This is a genomic window from Streptomyces sp. NPDC005955 (assembly GCF_042871255.1).
Lineage (GTDB): Bacteria > Actinomycetota > Actinomycetes > Streptomycetales > Streptomycetaceae > Streptomyces.
In genome coordinates this window covers 484,676-502,458 of record NZ_JBIAIF010000003.1, presented here as the reverse complement: position 1 = coordinate 502,458, position 17,783 = coordinate 484,676, and the positions used below count along the sequence as shown (strand labels likewise).

Sequence of the window (17,783 nt, the reverse complement as noted above, 5' to 3'; positions counted from 1 at the left end):
CTCCTCAGTTCCAGTAGTCGAGTCGCAGGACGCCCGCGACCAGGCACATGCCGGCGCCGATGGACAGGAGGACCAGCAGGCTCTTCGACAGGCCCTGCTTGGCGAAGGAGACGATGCCGCCGACCAGGAAGAGCCCGACGAAGATGAGGACGGTGGACAGTCCGTTCATGGCTTACAGGGCGCCCTTCGTGGACGGGAGGATGCCCTCCGCGCGCGGGTCCCGCTCGCTCGCGTAGCGCAGGGCGCGGGCGAGGGCCTTGAACTGGCACTCCACGATGTGGTGGGCGTTGCGCCCGTAGGGCACGTGGACGTGCAGCGCGATCTGCGCCTGGGCGACGAACGACTCCAGGATGTGCCGGGTCATGGTGGTGTCGTAGGTGCCGATCATGGGCGCCATCTGCTCGGGCTCGCTGTGCACGAGGTAGGGGCGGCCCGACAGGTCCACGGTGACCTGGGCGAGGGACTCGTCCAGGGGGACCGTGCAGTTGCCGAAGCGGTAGATGCCGACCTTGTCGCCGAGGGCCTGCTTGAAGGCGGCGCCCAGGGCGAGCGCGGTGTCCTCGATGGTGTGGTGGGTGTCGATGTGCAGGTCGCCCTCGGTCCTGACGGTGAGGTCGAACAGACCGTGGCGGCCGAGCTGGTCGAGCATGTGGTCGTAGAAGCCGACCCCGGTCGACACGTCGACCTTGCCGCTGCCGTCGAGGTCGATCTCGACGAGGACGGAGGTCTCCTTGGTGGAGCGTTCCACCCTTCCGATGCGTGCCTGGGGGGTCATGCGCTGAGCTCCTTCTTGACTTCGCGGACCGCGTCGAGGAAAGCGTCGTTCTCTTCGGGGGTGCCGGCGGAGACCCGCAGGTATCCCGGTACGCCGTTGTCGCGGACGAGGACGCCCCGGTCCAGGATGCGCTGCCACACGGCGTGCGCGCCGCCCTCGCCGTCGAAGCGACCGAACTGCACGAAGTTCGCGTCGGAGACGGTCACCTCGTAGTCGAGGGCGCGCAGTTCGGTGACCAGCCGGTCCCGTTCGGACTTGAGCTGCTCGACGTAGCCGAGGAGGGTGTCGGTGTGCTCCAGGGCGGCCAGGGCGGTGGCCTGGGTGACGGCCGACAGGTGGTAGGGCAGCCGGACGAGTTGCACCGCGTCCACCACGGCCGGGTCGGCGGCGAGGTAGCCGAGGCGCAGGCCCGCGGCGCCGAACGCCTTGGACATGGTCCGGGAGATGACCAGGTTGGGGCGGCCTTCGAGCAGCGGCAGCAGCGATTCGCCGTGGCTGAACTCGACGTACGCCTCGTCCGCGATCACCAGGGACGGTCGGGCGGCCTGCGCGGCCTCGTACAGGGCGAGGACCGTCTCGGCGGGCACCGCGTTGCCGGTGGGGTTGTTGGGCGAGGTGATGAACACGACGTGCGGCCGGTGTGCGGTGACGGCCCGGGCCGCGGCGTCGGCGTCGATGGTGAAGTCGGCGTTGCGGGGCCCGTCGATCCAGCCGGTGCCGGTGCCGCGGGAGATCAGCGGGTGCATCGAGTAGGAGGGCTCGAAGCCGATCGCGGTGCGGCCGGGGCCGCCGAAGGTCTGGAGGAGCTGCTGGATGACCTCGTTGGAGCCGTTGGCCGCCCAGACGTTGGCCGTGTCGACGCGGTGGCCGCCGGTGCGGGTGAGGTACGCGGCGAGTGCGGTGCGCAGCTCGATCGCGTTCCGGTCGGGGTAGCGGTTGAGGTGCCGGGCGGCCTCGCGGACCCGCTCGGTGATCCGCTCGACCAGGGCGTCGGGCAGCGGGTACGGGTTCTCGTTGGTGTTCAGCCGGACGGGGACGTCGAGTTGGGGCGCGCCGTAGGGGCTCTGGCCGCGCAGCTCGTCGCGCACGGGGAGGTCGTCGATGCGGGTCACTTGCTCTGGGGAACCTTCCATCCGAACCGTGCCTTGATCGCCGCGCCGTGCGCGGGCAGGTCCTCCGCCTCCGCGAGGGTCACCACGTGGTGGGCGACCTCGGCCAGGGCCTCACGGGTGTAGTCCACGATGTGGATGCCGCGCAGGAACGACTGCACGGACAGCCCGGAGGAGTGGCAGGCGCAGCCGCCCGTGGGCAGGACGTGGTTGGAGCCCGCGCAGTAGTCGCCGAGGGAGACGGGGGCCCAGGGGCCGACGAAGACCGCGCCGGCGTTCTTGACCCGGTCGGCGACGGCGGCGGCGTCGGCGGTCTGGATCTCCAGGTGCTCGGCGCCGTAGGCGTCGACGACGCGCAGCCCCTCCTCGATGCCGTCGACGAGGACGATCGCGGACTGGCGGCCGGTGAGGGCGGGCACGACGCGGTCCTCGACGTGCTTGGTCGCGGCGACCTGGGGCTTGAGTTCTTCCGCGACCGCGTCGGCGAGCGCCGCGGAGTCGGTGACCAGGACGGCGGCGGCCAGCGGGTCGTGTTCGGCCTGGCTGATCAGGTCGGAGGCGAGGTGGACCGGGTCGGCGGTGTCGTCGGCGAGGACCGCGATCTCGGTGGGGCCGGCCTCGGTGTCGATGCCGATGCGACCGGTGAAGTAGCGCTTGGCGGCGGCGACCCAGATGTTGCCGGGGCCGGTGACCATGTTGGCGGGCGGGCAGGACTCGGTGCCGTAGGCGAACATGGCGACGGCCTGGGCGCCGCCGACGGCGTAGACCTCGTCCACGCCGAGCAGGGCGCAGGCGGCCAGGATGGTGGGGTGCGGCAGGCCGTCGAACTCCGCTTGCGGCGGGGAGGCCAGGGCGATGGAGGCGACGCCGGCCTCCTGGGCGGGGACGGCGTTCATCACGACGGAGGACGGGTACACCGACCGGCCGCCGGGGGCGTAGAGCCCGACCCGCTCGACGGGCACCCACTTCTCGGTGACGGTGCCGCCGGGGACGACCTGGGTGGTGTGCGCGGTGCGGCGCTGGGCGCGGTGGACCAGGCGCGCGCGACGGATCGACTCCTCCAGTGCGGCGCGCACGGCGGGATCGAGGGCGGCCAGCGCGTCGGCGAGCGCCCGGGCGGGAACCTTGACCCGGTCGAGGACGACCCCGTCGAACCGCTTCGCGAAGTCGATCAGCGCCGCGTCGCCCCGATGGTGCACGTCCTCGCAGAGGGGTCGCACCTTCTCCAGGGCGGCCTCGACGTCGAAGTCGGCACGGGGCAACAGGTCGCGCAGGGCGCCGCCCTCGGGGAGGGCGTCACCGCGCAGATCGATTCGGGAGATCACGGACCCAATTCTCTCAGACGGCGCGAGACCGTCGGGCGGGCGTATCAATGACTGATACGGGGCACCCGAAGGCGCCGGGAGCATCCGAACGTGACGCTGCGCCAGCACGCCCCCAATCGACCTCACCGTACGTGTTCATATCATCACCCAGGGGGTATGAACGATCGTACGAGCCACCGAGGTGGATGAGCCGCGCGGGGTCGAGGGGATCGCGCCCCCGACACGGACGTCACGGACGACACGGCCAGCGCGGAACGGCCTCGATGGAACGGACCGCCCAGGATCGCCACCCACCACGAGCCGTCACCCTGCGTGACCGGCGAGCGGCTGATCGGCGTCCTCGCGATACGGGCGGCACCGACGACGCGCACGGTGCGGCGATGCCGTGCGTCGACGCGGGCACGGACCACGGAGCAGTGCGACCCACGAGACAACCCAGCGATTCAGCAACTCGGCAATTCAGCAACTCGGCAGTTCGGCAGTTCGGCAGTTCGGCAGTTCGGCAACTGAGCAGGGAGCAGCGAGGAGGCGTGGTGGTCGGCAGTGGCGCGGACGACGGGGGTACGGCGACGAGCACCGGCGATCCGCCGGACGGTCTCACCGCGGCGGAGATCGGCATGTGGCAGGCGTTCCGCAACGGGAGCCGCTACGACCTGCGCACGGGCGATCCGTTCGCGGACGATCCGCACGGCGGACGGCCCTGGGGTCCGGAGCGGACGGTACGGGCGAGGGTCGTGTGCTGGCTGTTGCTGGACGGGCCGCCCGCGCTGCCCGGACGGGTCGCCTCGCTGAAGCTGACGGGACTGTTCGTCTCGGGCACCCTCGATCTGGCGGGCGGCACGGTCTCCCCGTACGTGGAGCTGAACCGGTGCCGCTTCGAACGGGAGGTGCTGCTGCCGGAGGCCGGGTTCGTGACGCTGCGGATGGTCGACTGCGCGGTGCCCCGGCTGGAGGCGGCCCGGGTGCACACCGAGGGCGACCTGCACCTGCCGCGCTGCCGCTTCCAGCACGGCATCCGCATGACCGACGCCCAGATCGGCACGGACCTGTTGCTCAGCCAGGCCGTCGTGTTCGGCGACCGCCGCGGCCGGGCGCTGGTGGCGGACGGCATGAGCGTCGGCCAGGACCTCCAGGCGGAGTTGCTGGAGGCGTACGGCGAGGTGAGCCTGCGCGGGGCGAAGGTCGGGGTGTCGCTGAGCCTGCGGGGCAGCCGGCTGGTCAATCCGTACGGCGACCGTGCGCTCAACGCCCCGCAGTTGACCGTCGAACGCTCGCTGTACCTGACCCCCGCCGCCGTCATCGACCCGGTCGCCAACGGCGGCACGACCCCCGCGCACGGGACCCGGGTGCGGCGCTTCGAGTGCCGGGGCGGCGTCCGCCTGGACGACGGACGATTCGGGGACGCCGTGGACCTGGCCGGGGCGCGGTTCGTGATGACCGACGACCAGGAACTGTCGCTGCGCCGGGTGCAGACCCCGGAGTTACGTTTCCTCGGGGAGCGCCCCGACCGCGGGCGGGCGGTCCTGTCGGGCGCGCGGGTGGTCAACCTGGTCGACCGGTCGACCAGCTGGCCCGGTGCCGGCCGGCTCCAGATGGGCGGCTTCTGGTACGAACACCTGGTGCCGACGGGGAGCTTCCCGCTGGCGCGCCGGCTGGAGTGGGTGGCGGCGGCCACCCCGGAGTACCACCCCGAGCCGTACGAGCGGCTGGCCGCGGTGCTGCGGGACAGCGGGGAGGACGCCGAGGCGCGCGAGGTGCTGCTCGCCAAGCAGCGCCGACGACGGGAGACGCTGCCGATCGGGGCCAAGTTGTGGGGGTACGCCCAGGACTGGGCCGTCGCCTACGGGTACCGCCCCGGCCGGGCGGCCCTGTGGATGGCGGTGCTGTGGGGTGCCTGCGGGGTCGCGTTCTCCCGGGCCGCGCCGCCCCCGCTGAAACCGGACGACCACCCGGACTGGAACGCGGCGCTGTTCGCCCTGGACCTGCTGATCCCGGTGATGGACCTCGGCCAGGACGGTCACTGGCGGCTGTCCGGGTGGTGGCAGTGGTTCGCCACCACGATGATCATCGCGGGGTGGATCCTGGCGACGGCGGTGGCGGCCGGCGCGACCCGGCTGTTGCGCCGGGGCTGAGGGTCCGCCCCGGGGCCGGGGCCTTTGCCGGGACTTGACCGTCGCGGAAGCAACCCGGACGCGGTTACCGAACCGTCACCGGGTTGCCCTGGCGCCCCGTCCGACCTGCGGTTTTCAATGGTTCGGACCATGGCTCTGCTGCGTGCCCTCATCCGTACCGCCCGGATGGCCCGACACACCTCCTCGCTCGCTGCGGGACTCCCCGCCGACGATGAGGTCCTGCTCGACGTTCCGGACCACCGGCTGGGCCCCGCGCTGGTGGCCGCGGGACGCGGTGAGCACCGCCCCGCCGCCGATCTGCTCGCCGCCACCCGCGAGGGCGCCGAGTGGGAGGACCGCGACCGCTACGTCACCCGCCTCGCGGCCTTCGCCGGGCCCCGACCCGAGTGGCTCGCCCGCTGGCGCGACGCCGCCCCGCACGACCCCGACCTCCGGCTGCTCACCGCCGAGCAGGCGGTGGCCGACGCCTGGGCGGGGGCGGCCCCCGCCCGCGCCGAACGGCTCCACGCGCTCGCCGCGCTGGTCACGGCCGCCGCCGAGGGCGACCCGCGCGATCCGGTGCCCTGGCGGGTGGCCCTCGACCACGCCCGCGGCGGCACCGATCCGCAAGCCCGCTTCGCAGCGCTGTGGGGCGAGGCGGTGCGCCGCTCCCCGCACCACTACGGCTGCCATGTGGCCGCCCTGCGCTTCCTGGCCGCCACCGGGGGCGAAGCCGGACACGGACAGTGCTTCGACTTCGCGGAGCGCGCCGCGCACGACGCACTGCCGGACTCCCTCGTCCAGGCCCTGCCGGTCCGGGCGGTCTTCGGCCATCTGACCACCCGCACCGGTCCCGGCGCCGTGCCCCGGCACCGGCTCGACGCCGCCGTGGACCGGGCCGTGCGCCTGTCCGCCCGCCATGCGCCCGCCGACCCCTGGCCGGCGGAGGTGCGCAACATCCTGATCTGCGTGCTGGTGCGCCTGGAACGCTGGTCCGAGGCGCTGGAGCAACTGCGGCGGACCGGCCCGTACGCCACCTCGTTCCCGTGGGACCGGTTCTCGGACGATCCGCTCGGACAGTTCCTGGAGTTGCGGGACGGGGTCCGGATCGAGGTGGCCGCCTCGACCCCGCTGCGTGCCCGCCGGAGCCCGGCACTCCCCGGCGACCACTAGGCTTGCACGTCGTGACCACCGTCCGGCTGCCGCTGTTCCCGCTCAACTCGGTGCTGTTCCCGGGGCTCGTCGTGCCCCTGAACGTCTTCGAGGAGCGCTATCGCGCCCTGATGCGCGATCTGCTGAAGACCCCCGACGACGAACCCCGGCGCTTCGTGATCGTGGCGATCCGGGACGGCCACGAGGTGGCCCCCAGCGCACCGGGTCTCCCCGACCCGACCGCGTTGCCCGAGCGCGGTCCCGCCGCGGGCTTCGGCGACGACCCGTTGAAGGCGTTCCACGGCACGGGCTGCATCGCCGACGCGGCGACCCTGCGGGAGCGCCCCGACGGCGGGTTCGAGGTGCTCGCCACCGGGACCACCCGGGTGCGGCTGCACTCGGTCGACGCGTCCGGGCCCTATCTGACGGCCGAGGTGGAGGAGCTGGCCGAGGAACCCGGGGACGAGGCGGGCGCCCTGGCCGAAGGGGTGCTGCGGGCCTTCAGGGCCTACCAGAAGCGGCTGGCGGGGGCCCGTGAGCGGTCGCTGGCCACCAACGGGGAGCTGCCCGACGAACCGTCGGTCGTCTCGTACCTGGTCGCCGCGGCGATGGTGCTGGACACCCCGACCAAACAGCGGCTGCTCCAGGCGCCGGACACCGCGTCCCGGCTCCGGGACGAGCTGCGGCTGTTGCGCGGCGAGACCGCGATCATCCGCACCCTGCCCTCCGTGCCGGCGGTGGACCTCACCCGTGCCCCCACCAGCCTGAACTGACCCGCACCGGCCGAGGCGAACGAGGAGCCCGAGCGTCCCGATGGCGAAGAAGCAGAAGCAGCAGACGGGCGGTACGCCCGCGACCGTGGCCCTGACGGCGGCCGGCACGGCGTTCACCGTCCACGCCTACGCCCACGATCCCGCCCATCCCTCGTACGGCGAGGAGGCGGCACAGGCCATGGGCGTCTCACCCGATCGGGTGTTCAAGACCCTCGTCGCCGACGTGGACGGCGAACTCACGGTCGCGGTGGTCCCGGTCGCCGGGAGCCTGGACCTGAAGGCGCTCGCCACCGCGGTCGGGGGCAAGAAGGCCGCGATGGCGGACCCCGCGGCGGCGGAACGCGTCACCGGGTACGTCCGGGGCGGGATCTCGCCGCTCGGGCAGCGCAAGCGGCTGCGCACCGTCCTCGACGCCTCGGCCGGGGAGCACGCCACGATCTGCGTGTCCGCGGGCCGTCGGGGTCTGGAGGTCGAGCTGGCCCCCGCGGACCTGGTGGCCCTCACCGGCGCGGCGCTGGCGTCCATCGGCCGGACCTGACCCGTGGTCCCGCAGCGGCACGGTCGCTAGCGGGACGGTCCCGGACCGCGCCCGTCGTCGTACGCAGGACCACCGTCCTGCGGCGGAGGCGCGTACGGGTCCCGCGCCGGACCGTCGACTCCGGAGCCGGTCGGCCCACCGGCCGCGGGCGTCTGGTCCCAGGGCCCGGGACCGTGGGCGAGCGGCAGGTCGTACGGGTCGGGGTCGCGGGGGGCGAACAGGGCGGTCAGGCACAGGTGCAGCAGCAGGGCGGTGACCGGCCACACCAACAGGGTGCCCAGGGCCTCCAGCTTCAGCGGCGCGTCGAAGGTGACGCCCTTGCCTACCTCCTTCGCGTGCGCGACCACGTCCTCGGTCGGGCCGAGCCACACGCCGAGCCGCCACGCCAGCAGCCCGCCGAGCAGACTGCCGACGGCCAGGGCGACGACCAGCGGGATGCCGCCGCGCTTGCGCCACAGGAACACCGCGAGGGCGCTGAGCGCGCCGAACCCGATCGCGAGCAGGGTGAACGTTCCGTCGATGCCGATGGCCTGTTCCCCCTCGGTGTCCCCGAGGTAGACGGCGTCGGCGTCCGAGACGAGCGGCACCCGGGGCGCCAGCCACAGCCACAGCAGCCCCAGCAGGACGCCCGCGGCGGCGACCGCGACCGTGATCACGGCGGCCTCGCGGAGTTCTTCCCGCAGCCCCGGCTCCGTCCCCTCACCGGACTCCCCGGGCCCCGCCGAGGGGGGGCCGGAGGGCGGAGTGCCCCAGCCGCCCTCGGCGGGCGGCTGGTCGTGGGGTGGCTGCGGCTGCGGCGGCGTAGGCGGCGTTGACGGTGTGGTCACCCTGACATCGTGCCAGCCCGGCGCACCACCCGCGTCATCGGACGGCGGCCCGCCGGTACGCCCAGGTCGCCACGGCGAGCGAGATGACGCCGACCCCGGCGCAGACCGCGAGGTGCAGCCCGATGACCCCCCAGTCGGGGTGCGGCGCGAACGTCCGCGCGAACGCCTCCACGCCGTAGGTGGAGGGCAGCAGATCGCGCCCGTACTGGACCGCCAGCGGCAGTCGCTCGGGCGGCAGCACCCCGAGCAGCAGCGCGGCGGACATGCCCAGTTGACCGAGCAGGGTGGCCAGTTCCGGGCGGGGCGCGAGGAGCCCCAGGGCGGCGCCGAGCCCGGCGAGGGCGGCCCCCGCCAGCGGGATCACCGCCAACAGCACCCACAGGTGGGTGAACGGGAGTTGGAACAGGACGCAGCCCACGGCGGCGGTGACGAAGGTGCCGGGGACCGTGAAGGAGGCGTACGCGGCGGCGGCCCCGAGGACCACCGCGGCGGGCGGCACGGGCAGCGTGGCGTAGTGGTCGAGTCCGCCGTCCGCCCGCAGCCGGCCGAAGTACTGGGCGAGCAGGTTGAGCGCGACGAACGCGACCACCAGGACGCTGGACCCGGCGACGACCGCCCGCGCCTCCTCGCCGCCGTCGACGACCCCCCGCATCAGGACCATGATCCCGACGGACTGGAAGGTGGCGACGAACAGCAGCGGGATGCGGGCGACCCGCGCCCGGGAGAGCTGGGCGCGGTAGACGGCGACGAGCGCGGGCAGCAGTCGGGCGCGCGGCGCCAGGGGCGCGGGGACCGGACGGCTCGCGGGACGCGCGGGCTCACTGCGACGGTGGGAGAGCACCTCGGCGGGTACGACGGTCACGGGGTGAGGCTCCTGTTCCTGGCAGCGTGCGGCAGGGCGTCCGTGGGTGGTCGGTGGGTCATGCCTTCACCAGGCCCGTCGCTTCGGTGTCGGTGCCGCCCAGGGCCAGATAGACGTCCTCCAGGCTGGGGGTCGCCAGCGTGAAGTCGTCGAGGGCGGCGAAGGCCGCGCCTCCGGTGACCGCGGCGACGGCGGCCCGCGCCTCGTCGGGGGCGAGCCGCAGCACCCAGCGGCGACCGGATTCGGTGGCGGAGGACCGCAGCGCGGCGACCTCCGGGATGTCGAGCGGGGCGCGCTCGCGCCACACGAGTTCCACCCGCACCTCCCCCGCGAGGCGTTCCTTCAGCCCGCCGGGCGTGTCACAGGCGATCACCCGCCCCCGGTCGAGCACGGCGACCCGGTCGAGGACGGTCTCCGCCTCGATGACGTTGTGGGTGACCAGCAGGACGGTGGTGCCGTACCCGGCGCGGCGCCGGTCGATCGCGGCCCACACGGCGCGCCGCGCGATGGGGTCCATGGCGGTGGTGGGTTCGTCCAGCACCAGCAGGGGCCGCTCGCCGACCAGCGCCGCCGCGACGCAGGCGAGCCGCCGCTGTCCGCCGGAGAGCTTGGCGATCGGGCGGGACGCGAGCGGGGTGAGGCCCAGTTCGTCGAGGACGGCGTCCCGCTCGGCGCGGGCCGCGGCGGCGTCGAGGCCGCGCAGCCGGGCCGTGGTCTCCGCGGCGAGGGAGACGGTCAGCTCGTCGAGGGCGCTGGACTCCTGGCCGAGGTAGGCGAGGATGCGGGCGGCCCGGTCGGGGTGGCGCACGATGTCGTGGCCGAGGATCTCCACGCTGCCGGAGTCCGGCCGCATCAGTCCGGTGAGCTGGCGCACCAGGGTGGACTTCCCGGCGCCGTTCGGGCCGAGCAGCCCGAAGATCTCGCCGCGTCGGATGTCGAGGCGCACGTGGTCGGTGGCCCGCACCTCCGGGGTGCCGGGGGCGCCGCGGCGGCCCCGGGTGGCCCGGTACGTCTTCACCAGGTCACGCACCGCGCACACCACGTCACCGAGGTGGTCAGGGTGTGCGGGGCGCGTACTCACGAGGATGGAGCCTACGGGGTGCGGGGGGCACGGTGGGTCCCCGGGGTGGGCAAGCCCGCCGGGGACGGGCCGACGGGCCCGCCCGCCCCGGGGGCGTCAGGGCCCCGGTTCCGGTCCGGCGGGGCGGGGGGTCACTCCCCGGCGGGGGCGTGTTCGGCGGTCCGCAGGTCGACCTCGCGCCAGAAGCCGGCCCGGATCGCGTACCGGTCGTTCTCGTCGATCTGGTCGTCCTTGTGGGCGAGGAGACCGAAGCGGGCGGCGTAGCGCAGGAGTTCCCCGTCGATGCGGTGCGGGACCCTGGGGTAGAGCACGGAGAGGCGTTCGAGGACGGCGGGCTCGGGCAGTCGGCCCATCCAGCGGCGGGCGAAGACCTGGCCGACCTCGTAGGGGTCGCCGCCGACCGTGGTGATGTCCTCCTCGCGGTCCGCCCAGCGCTGTTCGGCGCTGGTGAGCTGGGCGAGGGTGGGCAGGGTGGCGAGCTCGGGGGGTTCGGCGGTGCCGGGGCGGTCCACCCAGCCCTTGTCGGAGGACCAGCGCAGGGTGGCCCCGGTGGCCCCGCCGGGCACGGAGGGTGCGGCCGGGCCGCGCAGCGCGGCGAGGTCCTTGGGGGTGGGCACGGTCTTGGCGCGTTCCGCGGTGCCGTTCTCGTGGTGGGCCGGCGCCTCGTGCCGGGGAGCGGCCACGTGGTCGGCGGTCGGGGCGGCGACCGGCCCGGGCAGCGGGGGCGCGGGCAGGGGTGCGTCGGGCAGCGGGGCGGAGAGGATCGCGGCGATCTCCGGCCGCGGCACCGGCGGCGGGGCGCAGGCTCCGGTGCCGTCCTTGGCGCGTACGGCCCGGGTGATCCAGGCGCGGTCGAGGACGCGGCGCTCGTCGGCCTCGGCCACCAGGTCCTCGGACTGGTTGTAGTCGCCGTCGGCGGCCTGGACCGCCCACAGGTGGACGGCGACCCCGTGCTCCTTGGCGGCCATCATGCCGGGCAGCAGATCGCCGTCGCCGGTGACGAGGACGACGTCGGAGCACGCCCGGTTGCGGGCCAGTTCGGTCAGCTCGGCGTGCATGGCGGCGTCGACGCCCTTCTGCGCCCACCGGCCGTCGCTGCGGGTCAGGGCGCCGAGGCGGACCGTGACCCGGGGCATCACGCGCAGTCTGCGGTGGTCGGGTTGCGGTACGCGGTCGGGGGCGCCGTCGAACCAGTAGATCCGCAGCAGCGGGCGTTCGGTGTCCCGCTCGGCGCGTTCGCGGAGCCCCTGGATCAGGGCGGCGTGGTCGACGGTGATGCGGGACCGCGACGGTTCTCCGGCGAGGAGACTCGCGGCGGCTCCCAGCAGGTACCCGGCGTCCACCAGGACGACACAGCGTTCCACGTGACCCACCCTCTTTCCTGAACTGTCCCTGCGACGAGCAACGGGATGTCTGAAAGCGCCCCTTCAGGGTGGTGGGGCCGCTGAGCCGCTGGGCCACCGGGCCCCCTCCCCGACGCGGGCGCTCGTCGGGTTTCCTCAGGCTTGCTTCGAGTCTGCCCGACCGACGGGGGGTTAACGGCCCGAACTCGATCTTCGGCGTGGCGGATTCACCCGGGGCGCCCCGCCGGCCGCCACTACTCAGGGTAAATCTCCGACATGCGCGACTTGTCGGCTTATGTGAATCTGGTCCCGGCTCTGGCCCCCAGATCCCCCTACAGGAGGCAGATCACCATGGCCAAGAACAAGAACCGCAAGCACGGCGGCCAACAGCACCGTTCCTCGGCGGCCGAGCAGGGCACCCAGGAAGCCCAGCGGTCCTCCCTAGAGTCCCAGACCGACCAGCGCCAGTCCCAGGTCACTCCCGGCGACGTGGCGCGCAAGGGGCGCCAGAAGCGCTTCGGCCACAACTGATCCGTCGTACGACCGCACGCCGTACGACGACGGAGAGGGGCGCGCCCGGTCGGGCGCGCCCCTCTCGCTCGTTCACCCCCCGCACGGGGGTGCGGAACTCAGCCGGCCAGGCAGGACGGGCCGAGCAGCACCTTCAGGTCGCCGAAGAGCGCCGGGTCGGGCTGCACCCGGTGCCGGTCCAGCCGCAGGACGGTGGTCTTGCGGGGGCCCTCCAACCTGATCCGCACCTCGCTGTTGCCCTTGTGGTGCCCGAGGATCTCCCCGAGGCGGCTGATCATCGGCGGGGTGACCTTCACCGCCGGGATGGTGATCACCACGGCGGCGTCGGTGCCCGCGTTCGACAGGTCGGGGACCATCAGCTCCATCGCGACCAGCCGGGGCACGTCCTCCCGCTTGTCGAGCCGGCCCTTGACGAAGACCACGGCGTCCTCGACCAGCTGCGTGGACACCAGTTGGTAGGTGGCCGGGAAGAACATGCACTCGATGGAGCCGGCCAGGTCCTCCACGGTGGCGATGGCCCAGGCGTTGCCCTGCTTGGTCATCTTGCGCTGGAGGCCGGAGATGATCCCGCCGATGGTGACGACCGCACCGTCCGCGTGTTCCCCGCCGGTGAGCTGGGAGATGGAGGCGTCCGCCTTGTCCGACAGGACGTGCTCGATGCCGAACAGGGGGTGGTCGGAGACGTAGAGGCCGAGCATCTCGCGCTCCTGGGCCAGCAGGTACGTCTTCTCCCACTCGTCGGGCGAGAACTCCACGTCCAGCCCGAAGCCCGGCTCGTCGGCGGCCTCGTCACCCATCCCGCCGAAGAGGTCGAACTGCCCCTCGGCCTCCTTGCGCTTCACCTGGACGACGTTGTCGATCATGGGCTCGTACTGGGCGGTGAGGCCCTTGCGGGTGTGCCCCATGGTGTCGAAGGCGCCGGCCTTGATCAGGGACTCGGTGGTGCGCTTGTTGCAGACGACCGCCTCGACCTTGTCCAGGTAGTCGGGGAACGACCCGTACTTGCCCTTGGCCTTGCGGCTGCGGATGATCGAGTCCACGACGTTCGTGCCGACGTTGCGCACCGCGGAGAGCCCGAAGAGGATCACGTCGTCACCCTGCGCGGCGAAGTTCGCCATCGACTCGTTGACGTTGGGCGGCAGCACCTTGATGCCCATCCGGCGGCACTCGTTGAGGTAGACGGCCGACTTGTCCTTGTCGTCCTTGACCGAGGTGAGCAGCCCCGCCATGTACTCGGCCGGGTAGTTCGCCTTGAGGTACGCCGTCCAGTACGAGACCAGTCCGTACGCCGCCGAGTGGGCCTTGTTGAACGCGTACCCGGCGAACGGCACCAGCACGTCCCACAGGGACTGGATGGCCTCGTCGCTGTACTCGTTGCGCCGGGCGCCGGCCTGGAAGATCGCGAAGTTCTTCTCCAGCTCCTCCGGCTTCTTCTTGCCCATCACCCGGCGCAGGATGTCGGCCTCGCCGAGCGAGTAGCCGGCGACGATCTGGGCGGCCTTCTGCACCTGCTCCTGGTAGACGATCAGGCCGTAGGTGACGTCCAGGACCTCCTTCAGGGGCTCTTCCAGCTCCTTGTGGATGGGCGTGATCTCCTGCTGGCCGTTCTTGCGCAGGGCGTAGTTCGTGTGCGAGTTCATGCCCATCGGGCCCGGCCGGTACAGGGCGGACACGGCGGAGATGTCTTCGAAGTTGTCGGGCTTCATCAGCCGCAGCAGGGACCGCATGGGTCCGCCGTCGAACTGGAAGACGCCGAGGGTGTCGCCGCGCTGGAGGAGTTCGAAGGTCTTCGGGTCGTCCAGCGGCAGTCCCAGGAGGTCGATGTCGACGTCCTTGTTGGACTTCACCATCTTGACGGCGTCGTCCATGATCGTCAGGTTGCGCAGCCCGAGGAAGTCCATCTTCAGCAGGCCGAGCGACTCACAACTCGGGTAGTCCCACTGGGTGATGGTGACCTGGTCGGAGTGGCGCACCCAGACCGGCACGTGGTCGGTGATCCGCTCGCTGGACATGATCACGCCGGCGGCGTGCACGCCCATCTGCCGGACCAGGCCCTCCACGCCGCGCGCGGTGTCGATGACCTTCTTGACGTCCGGCTCGTTCTCGTACATCCCCCGCACCTCGCCCGCCTCCGAGTAGCGCGGGTGGGTGGGGTCGATGATGCCGGACAGCGGGATGCCCTTGCCGAGGACGTCGGCGGGCATGGCCTTGGTGATGCGGTCGCCCATGGCGTACGGGTAGCCGAGGACGCGCGCGGAGTCCTTGATCGCGTTCTTGGCCTTGATGGTGCCGTAGGTGCCGATCATGGCGACCTTGTCGGCGCCGTACTTCTCCGTCACGTACCGGATCACCTCGACGCGCCTGCGCTCGTCGAAGTCGATGTCGACGTCGGGCATGGAGATGCGCTCGGGGTTGAGGAAGCGCTCGAAGATCAGACCGTGCGGGATCGGGTCGAGGTCGGTGATGCCGAGCGCGTACGCGACGATCGAGCCGGCCGCGGAGCCCCGGCCGGGGCCCACCGCGATGCCCTGGTTCTTGGCCCACATGATGAAGTCGGCGACCACGAGGAAGTACCCCGGGAAGCCCATCGAGATGATCGTGTCCATCTCGTACTCGACCTGCTTGATCCGGTCGTCCGGGATGCCCCCCGGGAAGCGGCGCTCCATGCCGCGCATGGTCTCCTCGCGGAACCAGGAGACCTCGGTGTAACCCTCGGGGATGTCGAACTTCGGCATCAGGTCGCGCTTGCCGAACATGCCTTCGGTGTCGACCTGCTCCGCCACCAGCAGCGTGTTGCGGCACCCCTCCTGCCAGGCGTCGGAGGAGTCGATGGCGTACATCTCCTCCGTCGACTTCAGGTAGTAGCCGGTGCCGTCGAACCGGAACCGGTCCGGGTCGGAGAGGTTCTTGCCGGTCTGGATGCACAGCAGCGCGTCGTGCGCCACCGACTCCGACGCGTACGTGTAGTGCGAGTCGTTGGTGACGATCGGGGGGATGCCCAGCTTCTTGCCGATCTCCAGCAGCCCGTCGCGCACCCGCCGCTCGATCTCGATGCCGTGGTCCATCAGCTCCAGGAAGTACCGGCCCTTGCCGAAGATGTCCTGGTAGTCGGAGGCGGCCTTGAGCGCCTCGTCGAACTGGCCGAGCCGCAGTCGCGTCTGGAGTTCGCCCGAGGGACAGCCGGTGGAGGCGATCAGCCCCTCCGACCACTGGGCGATGGTCTCCCGGTCCATCCGCGGCCACTTCTGGAGCCACCCCTCGGCGTACGCGTCCGAGGACAGCCGGAAGAGGTTGTGCAGTCCCGTCGCGTTCGACGCCCAGATCGTCTTGTGGGTGTAACCACCCGAACCGGACACGTCGTCCCGCTTCTGGTGCGGCTGGCCCCACTGGATCTTGCGCTTGTTGCGCCGGGACTCCGGCGCCACGTACGCCTCGATCCCGAGGATCGGGGTGATGCCCGCCTTCGTCGCCTGGTGGAAGAAGTCGTACGCCCCGTGCAGGTTGCCGTGGTCGGTCATGGCGATGTGGGTCATGCCCATCTCACCGCAGGCGTTGAACATGTCCTTCAACCGCGCGGCACCGTCCAGCAGCGAGTACTGGGTGTGGACGTGCAGGTGCGTGAACGGCGGTTTCGACACGGAGCGGCCTCCAGCGGAAGGGTCGGCGACGGTCTGGGGGGACAGCGTGGAAGTCTACGTCCGACGGCCCGGCCCGTCCCCCGCGACGGCGGCGGGCGGAACCACCCGACGGGCGGACCGCCCTTCTCACGGGTGACGCGGGAACGTCCGTTCGGGCACTCGGCGGCGGGCCCGGACGTTGGGAGGGAGGGGCACCGTGCGCGCCGGCGACGACGTCCGTGCACGGCACCCCCGGATCCGTGATGTTCCGCAGCAGGAGGCACCCTCATATGTCGGTTCTGTCCGTACCCCCGGTCCAGCGGCCCAGCGCCGGGCAGCGGGCTGAGGAGATCCTCAGCGTCTTCGACTCCGCCTTCGGCGAGCTGCTGGCCGCCGACCCCGCGGCGTTCCGGGTGAAGTTCCGCAAGATGGCCGCCTCCGCCTTCGCCTTCTACCGCGGCACGGCCTGCCTCTTCTACCGGGACCTCGCCGCGGAGGGCGCCGGCGTGGCGGCGCCGGGCACCCCGGGCCCCACCGGCGGCCCGTACCTGGACGAGCGGACCTCCCGGGTGTGGATCCACGGCGACCTGCACGCCGAGAACTTCGGCACCTACATGGACTCCCAGGGCCGGCTGATCTTCAACGTCAACGACTTCGACGAGGCGTACGTCGGGCCCTTCACCTGGGACCTCAAGCGCTTCGCGGCCTCCGTCGCACTGATCGGCTACGCGAAGGCGCTGAGCGACGACCAGATCTCCGGCCTGGTGCGGACGTACGCGGACGCCTACCGGGAGCGCATCCACACCCTCGCGAGCGGGACACCGGGCGAGGAGGTGCCCCCGTTCAGCCTGGACACCGCCGAGGGCCCGCTGCTGGGCGCGCTGCGCACCGCCCGCTCGCTGACCCGGTTCTCGCTGCTCGACTCGATGACGGAGATCCGTGACTTCGAGCGCCGCTTCGCCCCCGGCGGCGGCTCCATCGAGCTGGACGCGGCCACCCGGTACAAGGTCCTCGCGGCCTTCGACGGCTATCTGGAGACGCTCCCCGAGTCCTCCCTGACCCGGCCCGACTCGTACCGGGTGAAGGACGTGGTCGGCCGGCGGGGCGTCGGGATCGGCTCGGCGGGCCTGCCCTCGTACAACATCCTCCTGGAGGGCAACAGCGACGCCCTGGAGAACGACGTCGTCATCTACCTCAAGCAGGCCCAGACCCCCGCCGTGTCCCGGCACGTCACGGACCGGGCGATCCGGGAGTACTGGCAGCACGAGGGGCACCGCACCGTGATCTCGCAGCGTGCCCTCCAGGCGCACGCGGACCCGTGGCTGGGCTGGACCGAGCTGGACGGCGCCGGCCAGCTGGTCGCCGAGGTGTCGCCGTACGCGGTGGACCTCGACTGGTCGGACATCGACGACCTGGACGAGATCACCGCGGTGGTCGCCGACCTCGGCCGGGCGACGGCCACGATGCACGCGGCGGCGGACGACGAGAGCGGGCACTCGGAGCTGGTGCCGTTCTCCACCGAGCGGGCCATCGACGCCGCCATCGCCGCGGACGAGGACGGCTTCGCGCAGCTGCTGGTCGACTTCGCGCACCACTACGGGGCGCGGGCCCGCCACGACCACCAGACCTTCGTCGACCTGTTCCGCAACGGCCGGATCCCCGGCCTGTAGGCCCGCCGGGGCGGGCCCGCCGCAGCGGATCACCCGCCCCGCAGCACGCACAGCAACCCTTTAGTGCTC

The 17,783-nt window shown here is 72.4% G+C and carries 15 protein-coding genes; 6 read left to right on the top strand and 9 right to left on the bottom strand.

From position 1 onward, the window contains the following. Window positions 1-4: 4 nt before the first annotated feature. Genes ACFYOU_RS10690 through hisD form a run of 4 tightly spaced genes read right to left on the bottom strand, consistent with a single transcriptional unit; the run spans window position 5 to window position 3,209 of the window. A complete protein-coding gene (locus tag ACFYOU_RS10690) occupies window positions 5-169 on the bottom strand; it encodes a hypothetical protein (protein WP_385485519.1) in 165 nt (54 codons plus the stop codon). Between the two features lie 3 nt (window positions 170-172). After that, entirely contained in the window at window positions 173-775 is a 603-nt protein-coding gene (gene hisB, locus ACFYOU_RS10685) for an imidazoleglycerol-phosphate dehydratase HisB (protein WP_385485521.1), read from the bottom strand. Continuing rightward, window positions 772-1,908, bottom strand: coding sequence for a histidinol-phosphate transaminase (locus ACFYOU_RS10680; protein WP_391304732.1), 1,137 nt, complete (start codon window positions 1,906-1,908; stop codon window positions 772-774). Before ACFYOU_RS10680 ends, hisB begins: the two co-directional genes overlap by 4 nt. Then, window positions 1,884-3,209 (bottom strand): histidinol dehydrogenase, encoded by a 1,326-nt coding sequence (hisD, locus tag ACFYOU_RS10675; RefSeq protein ID WP_391304730.1) that lies wholly within the window; start codon window positions 3,207-3,209, stop codon window positions 1,884-1,886. Before hisD ends, ACFYOU_RS10680 begins: the two co-directional genes overlap by 25 nt. A gap of 617 nt (window positions 3,210-3,826) precedes the next feature. Between hisD and ACFYOU_RS10670 the strand changes: the two genes are divergently transcribed. The 4 genes from ACFYOU_RS10670 to ybaK all read left to right on the top strand — a co-directional run bounded on the left by ACFYOU_RS10670 (window position 3,827) and on the right by ybaK (window position 7,783). Continuing rightward, complete coding sequence (locus ACFYOU_RS10670; protein WP_391304976.1) at window positions 3,827-5,341, top strand: oxidoreductase; 1,515 nt, start codon at window positions 3,827-3,829, stop codon at window positions 5,339-5,341. 129 nt (window positions 5,342-5,470) lie between these two features. Then, window positions 5,471-6,493, top strand: coding sequence for a hypothetical protein (locus tag ACFYOU_RS10665; RefSeq protein ID WP_391304728.1), 1,023 nt, complete (start codon window positions 5,471-5,473; stop codon window positions 6,491-6,493). Between the two features lie 11 nt (window positions 6,494-6,504). Continuing rightward, complete coding sequence (locus ACFYOU_RS10660; protein ID WP_385755215.1) at window positions 6,505-7,245, top strand: LON peptidase substrate-binding domain-containing protein; 741 nt, start codon at window positions 6,505-6,507, stop codon at window positions 7,243-7,245. 40 nt (window positions 7,246-7,285) lie between these two features. Beyond that, entirely contained in the window at window positions 7,286-7,783 is a 498-nt protein-coding gene (gene ybaK, locus ACFYOU_RS10655) for a Cys-tRNA(Pro) deacylase (RefSeq protein ID WP_389761457.1), read from the top strand. Between the two features lie 26 nt (window positions 7,784-7,809). Here ybaK and ACFYOU_RS10650 read toward each other — a convergent pair whose 3' ends face one another. The 4 genes from ACFYOU_RS10650 to ACFYOU_RS10635 form a co-directional block, all read right to left on the bottom strand. Then, on the bottom strand, window positions 7,810-8,610 hold the full coding sequence (locus tag ACFYOU_RS10650) for a hypothetical protein (RefSeq protein WP_391304725.1): 801 nt from the start codon (window positions 8,608-8,610) through the stop codon (window positions 7,810-7,812). A gap of 34 nt (window positions 8,611-8,644) precedes the next feature. Continuing rightward, window positions 8,645-9,472, bottom strand: coding sequence for an ABC transporter permease (locus ACFYOU_RS10645; protein WP_387006264.1), 828 nt, complete (start codon window positions 9,470-9,472; stop codon window positions 8,645-8,647). Between the two features lie 58 nt (window positions 9,473-9,530). Further along, window positions 9,531-10,553, bottom strand: a complete 1,023-nt coding sequence (locus ACFYOU_RS10640; protein ID WP_389761462.1) for an ABC transporter ATP-binding protein — start codon at window positions 10,551-10,553, stop codon at window positions 9,531-9,533. Window positions 10,554-10,684: 131 nt separating this feature from the next. After that, a complete protein-coding gene (locus ACFYOU_RS10635; RefSeq protein WP_391304724.1) occupies window positions 10,685-11,917 on the bottom strand; it encodes an NYN domain-containing protein in 1,233 nt (410 codons plus the stop codon). Between the two features lie 330 nt (window positions 11,918-12,247). Between ACFYOU_RS10635 and ACFYOU_RS10630 the strand changes: the two genes are divergently transcribed. Further along, a complete protein-coding gene (locus ACFYOU_RS10630) occupies window positions 12,248-12,427 on the top strand; it encodes a hypothetical protein (RefSeq protein ID WP_387006271.1) in 180 nt (59 codons plus the stop codon). Window positions 12,428-12,525: 98 nt separating this feature from the next. Here ACFYOU_RS10630 and dnaE read toward each other — a convergent pair whose 3' ends face one another. After that, window positions 12,526-16,065 carry a DNA polymerase III subunit alpha gene (gene dnaE / locus ACFYOU_RS10625; protein WP_389761468.1) on the bottom strand — a complete coding sequence of 1,180 codons (3,540 nt, stop codon included), beginning with the start codon at window positions 16,063-16,065 and terminating at the stop codon, window positions 12,526-12,528. 269 nt (window positions 16,066-16,334) lie between these two features. Here dnaE and ACFYOU_RS10620 point away from each other — a divergent pair, with 269 nt between their 5' ends. Next, on the top strand, window positions 16,335-17,714 hold the full coding sequence (locus ACFYOU_RS10620; RefSeq protein ID WP_391304722.1) for a DUF2252 family protein: 1,380 nt from the start codon (window positions 16,335-16,337) through the stop codon (window positions 17,712-17,714). The last annotated feature ends 69 nt before the right edge of the window (window positions 17,715-17,783 follow it).

Coding starts and splice junctions, on each gene's coding strand:
- ACFYOU_RS10690 (WP_385485519.1), bottom strand. CDS start 169: ATGAACGGACTGTCCACCGTCCTCATCTTCGTCGGGCTCTTCCTGGTC.
- hisB (WP_385485521.1), bottom strand. CDS start 775: ATGACCCCCCAGGCACGCATCGGAAGGGTGGAACGCTCCACCAAGGAG.
- ACFYOU_RS10680 (WP_391304732.1), bottom strand. CDS start 1,908: ATGGAAGGTTCCCCAGAGCAAGTGACCCGCATCGACGACCTCCCCGTG.
- ACFYOU_RS10670 (WP_391304976.1), top strand. CDS start 3,827: ATGTGGCAGGCGTTCCGCAACGGGAGCCGCTACGACCTGCGCACGGGC.
- ACFYOU_RS10665 (WP_391304728.1), top strand. CDS start 5,471: ATGGCTCTGCTGCGTGCCCTCATCCGTACCGCCCGGATGGCCCGACAC.
- ybaK (WP_389761457.1), top strand. CDS start 7,286: ATGGCGAAGAAGCAGAAGCAGCAGACGGGCGGTACGCCCGCGACCGTG.
- ACFYOU_RS10630 (WP_387006271.1), top strand. CDS start 12,248: ATGGCCAAGAACAAGAACCGCAAGCACGGCGGCCAACAGCACCGTTCC.
- ACFYOU_RS10620 (WP_391304722.1), top strand. CDS start 16,335: ATGTCGGTTCTGTCCGTACCCCCGGTCCAGCGGCCCAGCGCCGGGCAG.